Below are 12,612 nucleotides of genomic sequence, written 5' to 3'. Positions count from 1 at the left end.
TCCTTGCTATGCGCGGAAACGCTCTGCATACTGCGCATTCAACTGATTCTCCCGCTGAATGCGAGTCTGCTGAAATTCATGGAACAAACCGTTGAGCGTGCGAGCCGTGACATTGTTCTGGTCAGGGCCGAGAATGAATTCTCTGGCAGCTTTTGGCGTATTCGCCTTCACATAGGACTGGGCCTTGCTCACAGCCACGACCCCTATTGCGACGCCTACGCCGATCCAGAATAATCGTTTGACCATGTCTTACTCCTCGGTAACGTGTGTTGCTGCTGCGGGTGCATCGGCAGCGACATCTGGTGTAGAAAACGTCGGCTGCGATGCGGAAGACTTGCTGTGCTTGTTGCGGGACATGAACGATGCAGCCGTCGTCTTAAGAGCGTAGAAGGCTGACGCAAGCTTGATAACCGGCTTTCCAAGCATGGACGTGTAAAGATCGGTTAAAGCGCCAACATTGTTCACTGTCGTTGATGCAGCCGATGAAATCTTGTTCACGTCTTGGAGCGTATCATTCACCTGTTTCACGGTTGTCGTCGTCTCATCGATGGTCGGCATGACATGATCACCAGCCTGCTTCACGGTGTCAGCTATTTGATCCAACAATCTCCCCAGCCGAATGAGCGGATAAATCAAAAAACCTGCCAAAACCGCAAAAGCGATGGCAGCAATAAGACCGGCGATTTCACCAACACCCATACCCCTACCTCTTTCTCAGCTATTCCTCGTACTCGCTCAAGGCTACCACCATGAATCGAAGTAGCCCGCTTTGACTTGTCCATTTCATGCCTGAGCGAGATATGTTGGCCGTGCATGCGGGTGGATGGCGAACTGTCCCACTCGCTTGGTTCACCGATTGTATGAAATGATCGACAATGCGTGTTCAATGTTCTTGGATGTGTCGAAGTCCAACTGGGTCACGCTGCCGTTAAGCGGTCTTTCGCTAAGGTCGTAGCCTTCTGGGGCAAAGCGGTGCATGATGCTCAGCAGGGTGTTGCCATGAGAGATCAACAGCACATGGTTGCCGTCGTGCAGACCGGGATGGTCAGCAATAAGAGAAAATCCGTCTTCAATGCGCTTCCAGTACTCGACATCGGATTCTGCATCATGAAATGGATCTGCCTGCTTGAGAAAGTCCTTCGTTGCCGCAAGCCCGAACTGTTCGACAATCGCATTGTATGTGCCTGCCCCATGAGGAGCGCCCGCTGCCCACCATGCCGTTGCCATGTCCTGACCTTCAAAATAGCCGTAGAACTGCTCACGGAAATGCATGTCCTGAACTACTTGGGGCTGATTGGCCTGAGCCGTGTTTCTCTCGAGAATCGTTGATGCGGTCACTACGGCTCGTGTCGTATCCGAACAGAATGCAGCGGCGAAGTTCACGTGCTTCAGTTTTTCCGCAGCTTTTTCTGCGTCCTGATAGCCGTGGTCAGTCAGCGGAGAATTAGACCAGCCCTGAAGACGGTTGTATCTGTTGAAATATGTTTGGCCATGTCGAACGAGATGTAAATGAAGAATCATACGTCCATTATTGCACCGTAGGACCTGTTTATTTGGTGAAGTCATGCCGAAGTGGCTGTTATCGCGAGACGTCATCGTGCACAATGACAGATATGGGACATTTCATAGGACGTTGGTTCGCTCTTACCGTTGCTGCTGGTGTTATGGCTTGGCTGTTGCCTGGAATCGTCATCATCGGATCGAGCAAAGTGCTGGCCTTGCTGAGCTTTGCCTTGTTCATGGCACTCATCAACGCTTCAATCAAGCCGATTGTGCATGTTCTTGCCCTTCCCATTACAATTCTGACTCTCGGTCTCGCTGCACTGGTGATCAACGTCATCTTTATGGAACTGGCTTCTTGGCTTTCTCTGGCAATCTTCCAGACTGGCGTGTACATCGAAGGTTTCTGGTGGGCAGTCTTCGGGGGCTTCATCATGATGATCGTCAACGGCATCGTTGGTGCCATCATCCACGATTAACAGCACATATACTGTACTACTACTGCAGTAGTTCGAGTTTTGTTGCCTTTTCCAAGTATAAACGCCCCAAAAGCTTGATATGACGGACGAATTTAGCCAATACATGGCTCTGATACATTCACATTGCCGCAAAACTCGCAGACTCTCAAACGCAATAGGCATCTGAGGGGCAAAAGAGACTACAGAGGGGCAAAAGAGCTCAGCATTGGGTTGAATCATCGCTGAAACTGCCGCATACAACAAAGGCGTTGGCATGGAGCAGGGCCCCAACACCAACGCCTTGATTGATCGCAGCAATCAGCGAGCGTAGTACTCGACGACGTACTGGATGTTGACCTGAACTGGAATCTCTTCCGGTTCTGGCTGACGAGTCAACGTTGCCTTCAATGAAGCGAGATCGACGTCAAGGTATCCTGGGACCGCAGGAAGCACATCGCGGTGGACGCCTTCGGCAGCGATCTGGAATGGAACGGTGGTCTGGCTCTTTGGCTTGACCTGAATGGTCTGGCCAGGACGAACGTGGTAGCTAGGACGGTCAACGATGTTGCCGTCAACGAGAATGTGACGGTGAACGACGTACTGACGAGCCTGAGCTGTGGTGCGGGCGATGCCTGCACGCAGTACAAGAGCATCGAGGCGGCATTCGAGGTCACGCATCATGGCGTTACCAGTCTGACCTGCCTCGTGAGTACCCTTCTCGTACACTGCACGAAGCTGCTTCTCCGACACGCCATACTGGGCGCGCAGACGCTGCTTCTCGCGCAGACGAACGGCATAATCCGATTCGGTGCGACGACGTGTACGACCATGCTCACCTGGAGCATACGGACGCTTCTCAAAAATGCGCTGAGCCTTTGGCGTCAGTGCAATGCCCAGTGCGCGCGACAGGCGAACCTGACGGCGTGAACGCTGTACTTTTGTCATGTTATTCCTTATAACTTCTGTCGTTATCTGAACGAAAGGAGGATCACTCCCCCGAGTCGGCCTCTCCAATGCTTCACCGTGACAAGCACGAACGGCGCGAAACGCCGCCGACCCATTGATGGGCTATGACTCCAGATAAGTTTCCGCTGATGCGGACACCGAGAGAACAGCATACACGAATGCATGTATAACTTCTCACATGTCGATCAAGCACGCGGCATGTGCGGCATGCAACGTTCTGCGGCATGCAAGGTTCTGCGTTGTGAACATTCACAGCTGGGATTGTTCACAGGCGGGAACGTTCACAGCTATGAGCATTGGCAACCGCGAGCATTCGCAGCCCGAAAGCTTCGCAGTGCTTGAAGCTCAGAGCTTTTCGATTGGTGCCATTCTCAGAAGCAGACGCTTGACTCCTTCGCTGCCGAAATCAACGGTGATGATGGATTTTGGTCCCTTGTCATGAATCTCAGTGACCGTTCCCAGCCCATACTTGTCGTGCACGACCCTGTCACCCACAGCAAAGTCAGCCACATTCAAACCAGACTTATTGGCCAACGCTGGATTTGCAACGCTCGAGTGCACGCCGAGAGGCTTCGATTGCGAAGATTGTGACGACTGCGACGAGGAACGACGTCTTGTCTTCACACCGGAAGAATGACCTGACGCAGACCCTGAAGACGCATGACCATACGAACCATATGAACCATATGAACCGTACGATCCAGATCGCGACCCAGAGCCTGAGCCATATGCCGAGCCGTGTGCAGAACCATACGAAGCACTCGAACGCGACCCATAGGATGATCCGAAGGTGGAACCGCCGCTACGAGAAGCCTCCCGGCGTGATGAAGATCCGAACGCATTCGAAGATCCAAAGGCTGGAGAGAAGTCGTCGTCCTCGAAACCACCGAACTCATCATCGCTGTCGCCATGATTCCAGGAGCTTTGCATTCTCTCCATGCTTGACTCACGACGCTTCCAGTCAATGAGCTTGTCGGGAATCTCGTCCAGGAATTGGCTCGGCAGCATGTCATTCGACTGGCCCCATTGCGAACGGACTGAAGCACGCGTGAGATACAGGCGTCTTCTGGCTCGGGTTATGCCCACGTATGCGAGTCGTCGTTCCTCAGCCAGCTCGGAAGAATCCTCAAGACTTCGCGAATGAGGGAAGGTGCCCTGTTCCATGCCCGTCAGGAACACCACGGGATATTCAAGGCCTTTGGCGGTATGCAAGGTCATCAGCGTAACCTTGCCAGAATCCTCAGATTCCGAGGGAAGCTGATCCGAATCGGCTACCAGCGCGGTCGTTTCCAAGAAGGACTGCAGGGTGGCATCGGGGGTGTTCTGTTCGAATTCCGCGGCAACTGACTGCAACTGAGACAGATTCTCGACTCGCGAGGCATCCTGCGGATCTTCGGATTGCTTCAGGGAACTCAGCAGACCCGATTGATCCAGCATCTCACCAACGATTTCAGAGGGCTTTCGTGAAGCCTGGGCCATTGTCTGCAAAGCAGTCATCAAGTCACGGAACTCGCGCAGCTTGGTGCCGGTCCGTTTCGGCACATCCGCGATCTCTTCGATATGAGCCACGCCTGACCAGAAACTCGTACCATGCAGCCCAGCGTATTCCGTGACGATGCCTTCGGCTCTCGGCCCAAGTCCTCGCTTGGGAACATTCAGTATGCGCCGCATGTTCACATCGTCGTCCGGGTTCTCGATAGCCTGCAGATATGCAAGCGCATCCTTGATCTCGCGGCGTTCATAGAAGCGCGTTCCGCCCACCAGCTGATACGGAATACCCGCATTGATCAGTGCTTCCTCAAGGGAGCGGGATTGTGCATTGGCACGATACATGATTGCCACATTCGAATAGGAAATTCCCTGTTCACCTGCCAGTTGCGCTATTTCAGAGGCGATCCAAGCAGCCTCCTGCTGAGCATTGTCGGCAGCATAGCCAACTATCTGGTCGCCCTTGCCTAGAGCCGTCCAGAGCTTCTTGGGTTTGCGATCATCATTCTTGCTGATGACGGCATTCGCCGCGTCAAGAATCGTCTGTGTCGAACGATAGTTCTGTTCGAGCATGATGGTTTTGGCTTGGGGAAAATCCTTCTCGAAATCACGGATATTACTGATATCTGCACCGCGAAACGCGTAGATGGACTGATCGGAATCTCCAACGACCGTCACCCACGCGGGGCCGGTCTTTCCTGCTCCGATTGCGGTGGAAGATGCCTGCTCATTGCCATTAATGCCTGCAAGTTCGCGGATCAACACATATTGGGCGTGGTTGGTGTCCTGATACTCGTCCACGAGAATATAGCGGAACTTATGCCGATAGTATTCAGCGACCATGGGATCGTTTCGCAGCAATTCTACGGTTCTGACAATCAGATCGTCGAAATCCACGGCGTTGGCCATGGCAAGACGATGCTCATATTCCGCATACAGCACGGAATAGAGTTCTTCGACATTGCCGAAACGACCGATGGAATGTGCGCGCTCCCCCGGATGAAAGTCTGGAGCGTATTCCTTGAGCTGAGTCTTCCAGTCCTGCAGGTTGTTCTTGTAGTCCGAAATTCTACTGAGCACTGCACGCGGCGTGTAGCGCTTCACATCCACATTGAACTCGGTCTCGATCATCTTGATCAATCGTTCAGAATCTGCAGAATCGTAGATGGAGAACCCTGATTTTAAGCCGATTGACTTGCCATCACGACGCAAGATTCGCACGCACGCCGAATGGAATGTCGAAACCCACATGCGTTGCGCGACGGGGCCTATCAGCTTCTGCAGACGTTCGCGCATTTCTGCGGCGGCCTTGTTGGTGAAGGTTATGGCCAGTATCTGGCTTGGCCATGCTCCTATCTGGCTCAGTATCCAGGCTATTCTGCGCGTAAGCACACGCGTCTTGCCCGATCCTGCACCAGCGCCGATCAGCAGCGCTCCACCGCGATACTGCACCGCCTGCGCCTGCTGAGGGTTGAGGTCTCCAACGAGTTCCTCGGCCTGGCGTTGAATTACATCGGGGTCAGAAATCACAACATATTCCTTCCAAACAAACAGTTCAGTCCAGTCTTCAACTATTCCCATTCAATGGTTGCCGGCGGCTTGGATGTCACATCGAGAGCAACGCGGTTGATGCCTCTGCATTCATTCGTGATGCGGTTGGAGATTTCCCCCAGCACGTCATAGGGGACGCGAGACCAGTCGGCTGTCATAGCGTCTTCGGAACTCACCGGTCGCAGTACGATTGGTGAGCCATAGGTTCGTTCATCACCTTGGACGCCCACGGAATGAACGTTGGCAAGAAGCACTACGGGGCATTGCCAGATGGTCTTGTCAAGGCCAGCCTTGGTCAACTCCTCGCGAGCAATTGCATCCGCCTCGCGCAAGGTCTCAAGCCTTTCGCGCGTGATGTCGCCGATGATGCGAATGCCTAGACCTGGCCCTGGGAACGGCTGACGCCAGACGATGTCATCAGGCAAGCCCAATTCGGTGCCGATGGCACGCACTTCGTCCTTGAAGAGTGTACGAAGTGGCTCGATGAGCTTAAAGTCGAGGTCCTTGGGAAGACCTCCGACATTATGGTGTGACTTGATGTTTGCCGCACCATCGCCGCCACCCGACTCGACGACATCGGGATAGAGCGTACCTTGCACGAGGAACTTGACCTTTTCGCCTTTCTCACCGGCCTTGGCAACGATGTCTCGTGCTGCCCTTTCAAAGGTACGGATGAAGCGTTCTCCAATGATCTTGCGCTTGCGCTCAGGCTCGCTTACGCCTTTCAAGGCCGAAAGGAAGTCTTCGGAAGCGTCGACGGCTATGAGCTTTATTCCCGTGGCCTCGACGAAATCGTGCTTGACCTCTTCGACCTCTCCCTTGCGCAGCAGACCATGATCCACGAACACGCAGGTCAGCTGGTCGCCTATGGCGCGATGCACGAGCGCGGCCGCAACCGCAGAATCGACTCCACCGGAAAGACCGCAGATTACCTGGTGCTTTCCAACCTCGGCCTTGATCTTGGCAATCTGCTCGTCAATGATGTTGGATGCGTTCCAGTTCGATGGAAGATTGGCGCAGTCGTGCAGGAACACGTTGATCAATTCCTGACCATGAACCGTGTGCTTCACCTCAGGATGCCATTGCACTCCATAGAGCTTGCGCGACGTGTCTTCCATTGCAGCCACAGGTGCAGAGGCTGTCCGAGCTAGTACCTCAAAGCCCTCTGGGGCCTTCTCGACTGCCACGCCGTGGCTCATCCATGTCGTCTGCACTGCTGGCGAGTCATGCAGCAGACCCTTGGAAGAGTCCACGCTGACCTCTGTCTTGCCATATTCGCCCGAAGCGGCGCGATCAACGCTGCCGCCGAGTTCATGCGCCATGACCTGAAATCCGTAGCAAATGCCCAGCACTGGTATTCCTGCATTGAATATAGAGGAGTCGATGTCAGGAGCGCCTGGTTCATACACCGAGGCCGGCCCCCCAGAAAGAATGATCGCCTGCGGATCCTTGGCCAGCATCTCGCTTACCGGCATTGAATGTGGCACCAACTCGGAATACACATGTGCCTCACGCACCCGGCGTGCGATGAGTTGAGCGTACTGTGCTCCGAAATCCACAACCAGAACTGGGCCCTTAGCCATAAACCACTCCAAACCGTTAACTGTTATATATACAGGTGTCCCTTGCACAAACTACCCATACCCAATGTCGGGCAGCCATACCGTAAAAACCTTAGCTGCATGCGAATCCACAGACACAACCGTGTCGAAATCAGCCCGAAATCCATGCACCAGTGCTTACGTATTATGCTAATCATTTGGGACATACGACAAGCTTGTTCGACAATCGCAACATTTTTGTTCGAAAGTGTTCACTCCTCCGAACAATGAACTCAACACGCCGTCTTCACATGGAATAACCTCTGGAGTTTCAGGTTTCTCGCACAGTAAAAATGTGCGATATCCAACGAGTTTTGGTCATTTGCCGCCATTATTTGAACTGAAGAAATATAACAGAAGTTAGCGTTTTGCGAACAATATCTAACATTCGCGATAAAAAACGTCCAGAAGTCTTCTCTACCTCGTAGCATTGTTGGCAATGGGAATGAGAGCTTCCTTGCTCATGAGTGAGGCCGCAATCAATGCCCACAGATAAATAATCAATCGCACAACACAGTGCAGGAGTACAGGAGTACATATGACGAATCCTGTTATTGGCACCCCTTGGAAGAAGCTGGAAAATCCAGTGTCCGAGGGGACTTTGGAAGCCATAGATAAGTATTGGCGCGCAGCCAATTACCTCTCCATTGGCCAGATTTACCTTCGCAGCAACCCGCTTATGAAGGAGCCTTTCACTCGGGACGACGTGAAGTACCGTCTCGTTGGGCACTGGGGTACGACGCCAGGTCTTAACTTCCTTACAGCGCACATCAACAGACTTATTGCTGAACACCAGCAGAACACTGTAATGATCATGGGACCGGGCCACGGCGGCCCTGCAGGAACTGCCCAGTCGTATCTTGATGGAACGTACACCGAGTACTACCCGAAGATCACGAACGATGAACCAGGCTTGCAGAAGTTCTTCCGCCAGTTCTCTTATCCTGGCGGCATTCCTTCCCACTTCGCACCTGAGACACCAGGCTCGATCCACGAAGGTGGCGAACTCGGTTACGCTCTCTCACACGCCTACGGCGCAGTGATGAACAACCCAAGCCTGTTCGTCCCGGCAATCGTCGGCGACGGCGAGGCAGAGACTGGCCCTCTGGCGACCGGTTGGCAGTCCAACAAGCTCGTCAACCCACGTACCGACGGCATCGTGCTCCCGATCTTGCACCTCAACGGCTACAAGATCGCCAACCCTTCCATCCTGTCCCGCATCTCGGATGAAGAGCTTCACGACTTCTTCCACGGCATGGGATATGAACCATACGAGTTCGTCGCAGGCTTCGACGATGAAGATCATCTGTCGATTCACCGCCGCTTCGCTGATCTGTTCGAAACCGTCTTCGACGAGATTTGCGAGATCAAGGCCACCGCGCAGACCGACGACATGACTCGTCCGTTCTACCCAATGATCATCTTCCGCACGCCAAAGGGCTGGACCTGCCCGAAGTACATCGACGGCAAGAAGACCGAAGGTTCATGGCGCGCACACCAGGTTCCACTGGCATCAGCACGCGACACCGAAGCTCACTTCGAAGTCCTCAAGAACTGGCTCGAAAGCTACAAGCCTGAGGAGCTCTTCGACGAGAACGGTTCCTTGCGTCCAGAGGTCACCAGCTTCATGCCTGAAGGCGAGCTGCGTCTTGGCCAGAACCCGAATGCCAACGGTGGTCGCATCCGCGAGGACCTGAAGCTTCCTAACCTTGACGACTATGCAGTTCGCGAGGTCGAGAAGTATGGTCACGGCTGGGGACAGCTTGAGGCGACACGTCGTCTCGGTGTCTACACCCGCGACATCATCAAGCTGAACCCGGATTCATTCCGCATCTTCGGCCCTGATGAAACCGCTTCCAACCGTTTGTCCGCCGCCTATGAGGTGACCGACAAGCAGTGGGATGCAGGCTACCTCTCCAAGCTGACCGATGAACATATGGCCGTAAGCGGACAGGTTACCGAGCAGCTCTCCGAGCATCAGATGGAGGGCTTCCTCGAAGGTTACCTGCTCACAGGCCGTCATGGCATCTGGAGCTCATACGAGTCCTTCGTGCACGTCATCGACTCGATGCTGAACCAGCACGCCAAGTGGCTTGAAGCAACCGTTCGTGAGATTCCTTGGCGCAAGCCAATCGCATCCGTGAATCTGCTCGTCAGCTCCCATGTATGGCGTCAGGATCACAACGGCTTCAGCCATCAGGATCCAGGCGTTGTCGATATTCTGCTCAACAAGAACTTCAACAACGACCATGTCGTTGAAATCTACTTCCCTGCAGATTCCAACCTCCTGCTCGCCGTTTCGGAGCGCGCATACAAGTCAACGAACAAGATCAACGCCATTATCTCCGGCAAGCAGCCAGCCGCCACATGGGTGTCACTCGATGAGGCTCGTGCAGAGCTTGAAAAGGGTGCCGCTGAGTGGAAGTGGGCTTCCAACGTCGATAACAATGATGACGTTCAGGTCGTTCTTGGTTGCGCAGGCGATGTTCCAACCCAGGAAATCATGGCCGCTGCCGACAAGCTCAACAAGCTTGGCGTCAAGTTCAAGGTTGTCAACGTCGTAGATCTCCTGAAGATTCAGAACGCTTCCGAGAACGATCAGGCCCTCTCCGATGCAGAGTTCACCGAGCTCTTCACCGCCGACAAGCCTGTTCTGTTCGCCTATCACGCCTATGCGCGTGAGGTACGAAGCCTCATCTGGGATCGTCCAAACCACGACAACTTCAACGTTCATGGTTACGAGGAGCAAGGTTCGACAACCACTCCTTACGACATGGTTCGCGTCAACAACATCGATCGTTACGAACTCACCGCCGAAGCACTGCGTGCAGTCGACGCTGACAAGTACGCCAACGAGATCGACAAGCTCGAGAAATTCCGTCAGGATGCCTTCCAGTTTGCCGTTGACGAGGGTTATGACCACCCTGACTACACCGATTGGGTATGGCCAGATGTTAAGACCGAAGTTCCAGGAGCTGTCACCGCTACGGCGGCAACTGCCGGAGACAACGAGTAGTTTTACCAACCACTCACCAGAAAGCCCCGAGTCCTACGATTCGGGGCTTTCCCGTATGTATTTCCTACCAAATCCCATCCATCAGCAGAAAACGCAATCCGTATTCAATCTCGACATATCAGTAAAAAGGTACAGCCGTGCAGCACCCAAGATAGACTGGGATGAATCGTAACGCTTGAAACGCAACGCTTGAATACGTCAATTGAGATTATTCGATTACAATGTGCTGTGGAACCATGCACGTGGTAGTCATGGCTTAACCTAATCTCGAAGAGGAGAGACCATTGAGTCTTACAACCAGTTTCACCATACTGAGTCCTGAGTCGGCAAACGGTCGCAATGTTGTTGCTTATGGTTTGGTCAATCTGTTGTCACAACATAGAAGAACTGCTGTTTTCCGCCCGATAGCCTGCCGTCATGAACTGTTCACCAACGATCTGATTGCGGCCACAGGGAACGATATACCGCTTGACATCGTTCGTGCTACCTGCCCGAGAGAAGCGCGAGAAGACAGAGACAAGGCAAGAACAACCATCGTATCGGCCTATTTTCATCTCATGAGCACCTTCGCTCCAGAAATTACCGTTATCGTGGGCACAGACAAATCAAAGATCGCCGATCCGACGCTGTTCAGCTTCAATGCAGAGATAGCGGCTGATTTGAAATCCCCTGTGGTACTGGCCGTCTGTTCCATCGACAGAACCGCCAAGCAACTACTTGAGACGGTCAAGGCACATGTCAAGGCTGTGCGGCAAGCGGGCAGCTCGGTTGTGGCATTGTTCATCACCGGCTGCACCGAAGAGAATCTCGACGACATGAAGGAGGCCGTACTCCCCCTCGGTATTCCCACATGGTCCATTCCTGCCGTTTCTCTCGAAGCGGGCAACAGCGAGGATCTAAGCAAGGCGCTCCAAGCATTCAACAGCAATGTCGATAGCGACGCGATTCTTTCAGCCCTTGCACAACCGGCAGCGCTTTGCGAAACTCCACGTTCATTCCAGTTCAGTCTCCTGACCAAGGCTCAGGCAGCCCGTAAAACAATAGTCTTGCCAGAGGGCGAAGATGACAGAATAATCCGATCAGCTGATTTGCTGCTATCACGCTCCATCGTCGATCTGATCATTGTCGGCGAACGAGACGACATTCTTGCTCGAGGCAAGAAACTGGGACTGATGAATCTTGACCGTGCGAAATTCCAGTCCATGAACGATGAATCCATGCTCGAAACCATGACATCAACACTGTGCAAGCTTCGCGCAAGCAAGGGCATGACCGAAGAGAAGGCTCGGCAAGCATTGAAGGATGCCTCATATTTCGGCACCATGCTTGTCATTCTTGGACTTGCAGATGGCCTTGTCTCAGGTGCCGTCAATTCAACGGCTAATACGGTACGTCCTGCTCTACAGCTCATTAAGACAAAGCCAAAGGTCTCAATGGTTTCCGGAGCATTCCTGATGTGCTTCAAAGATCACGTTGCCGTATTCTCCGACTGTGCCATCAACCTCAATCCAAATCCCGAACAGTTGGCCGACATTGCCGCTCAATCCGCCGAGACGGCCCGAGCATTCGGCATCGATCCCAAGATTGGCATGCTCTCGTATTCAACCCTTGGTTCAGGCAAGGGACCCGATGTCGATCTGGTCGAGGAAGCCACGGCGATCCTTCACGAGAAGGAGCCGGACCTGCCAGTCGTCGGCCCGATTCAGTTCGATGCTGCATGGTCACCTGAAGTCGCTGCATCAAAGGCCAAAGGCAATTCCGTGGCCGGTCATGTGAATGTATTCATCTTCCCGAATCTAAGTGCCGGCAACATTGCATACAAGGCAGTGCAGCGCTCTTCTGGAGCCGTTGCTGTAGGACCGATTCTGCAAGGTCTCAACAAACCAGTCAACGACCTTTCCCGCGGCGCTTCGGTGGAAGACATCATCAACACGGTCGCCATCACAGCAATTTCCGCATGAATCAGCGTTCACACTGCAAGCACTCAAATCGTGGCAGCAAAGCGTTCCCCGCTGTCACAGCAAGTGTGAAC

9 protein-coding genes are annotated in these 12,612 nt (G+C 53.5%); 3 read left to right on the top strand and 6 right to left on the bottom strand.

Translation table 11 applies throughout. The features are described 5' to 3' along the window. Positions 1-6 precede the first annotated feature (6 nt). From QN215_RS04755 to QN215_RS04745, 3 genes are all read right to left on the bottom strand, one after another. Positions 7-246, bottom strand: a complete 240-nt coding sequence (locus QN215_RS04755; RefSeq protein WP_369344945.1) for a hypothetical protein — start codon at positions 244-246, stop codon at positions 7-9. Positions 247-249: 3 nt separating this feature from the next. Further along, entirely contained in the window at positions 250-699 is a 450-nt protein-coding gene (locus QN215_RS04750) for a DUF948 domain-containing protein (RefSeq protein ID WP_369344944.1), read from the bottom strand. Positions 700-849: 150 nt separating this feature from the next. Further along, positions 850-1,521 carry a histidine phosphatase family protein gene (locus tag QN215_RS04745; RefSeq protein WP_369344943.1) on the bottom strand — a complete coding sequence of 224 codons (672 nt, stop codon included), beginning with the start codon at positions 1,519-1,521 and terminating at the stop codon, positions 850-852. A gap of 92 nt (positions 1,522-1,613) precedes the next feature. Here QN215_RS04745 and QN215_RS04740 point away from each other — a divergent pair, with 92 nt between their 5' ends. Then, complete coding sequence (locus tag QN215_RS04740) at positions 1,614-1,979, top strand: phage holin family protein (protein ID WP_369344942.1); 366 nt, start codon at positions 1,614-1,616, stop codon at positions 1,977-1,979. Positions 1,980-2,276: 297 nt separating this feature from the next. Here the strand turns inward: QN215_RS04740 and rpsD are convergent, their stop codons facing one another. The 3 genes from rpsD to guaA form a co-directional block, all read right to left on the bottom strand. Beyond that, a complete protein-coding gene (rpsD, locus tag QN215_RS04735; protein ID WP_369344941.1) occupies positions 2,277-2,903 on the bottom strand; it encodes a 30S ribosomal protein S4 in 627 nt (208 codons plus the stop codon). Positions 2,904-3,269: 366 nt separating this feature from the next. Beyond that, a complete protein-coding gene (locus tag QN215_RS04730; protein WP_369345067.1) occupies positions 3,270-5,942 on the bottom strand; it encodes an ATP-dependent helicase in 2,673 nt (890 codons plus the stop codon). 41 nt (positions 5,943-5,983) lie between these two features. Continuing rightward, the gene (gene guaA, locus QN215_RS04725) at positions 5,984-7,546 is read right to left on the bottom strand and encodes a glutamine-hydrolyzing GMP synthase (RefSeq protein ID WP_369344940.1); all 1,563 of its coding nucleotides are present in this window, start codon (positions 7,544-7,546) and stop codon (positions 5,984-5,986) included. 556 nt (positions 7,547-8,102) lie between these two features. On the opposite strand from guaA, the gene QN215_RS04720 reads away from it, so the two are divergent. Both QN215_RS04720 and pta read left to right on the top strand, forming a co-directional pair. Next, positions 8,103-10,580: a phosphoketolase gene (locus tag QN215_RS04720; RefSeq protein ID WP_369344939.1), complete on the top strand. Its 2,478-nt coding sequence runs from the start codon at positions 8,103-8,105 to the stop codon at positions 10,578-10,580. A 284-nt stretch (positions 10,581-10,864) separates the two neighbouring features. Next, entirely contained in the window at positions 10,865-12,541 is a 1,677-nt protein-coding gene (gene pta, locus QN215_RS04715) for a phosphate acetyltransferase (RefSeq protein WP_369344938.1), read from the top strand. Positions 12,542-12,612 lie beyond the last annotated feature (71 nt).

This window comes from Bifidobacterium sp. WK041_4_12, assembly GCF_041080795.1.
GTDB classification, from domain to species: Bacteria; Actinomycetota; Actinomycetes; order Actinomycetales; family Bifidobacteriaceae; genus Bombiscardovia; species Bombiscardovia aquikefiricola.
Note: the sequence above shows the minus strand (reverse complement) of the source record. Positions and strands in the feature narration are given on the sequence as shown.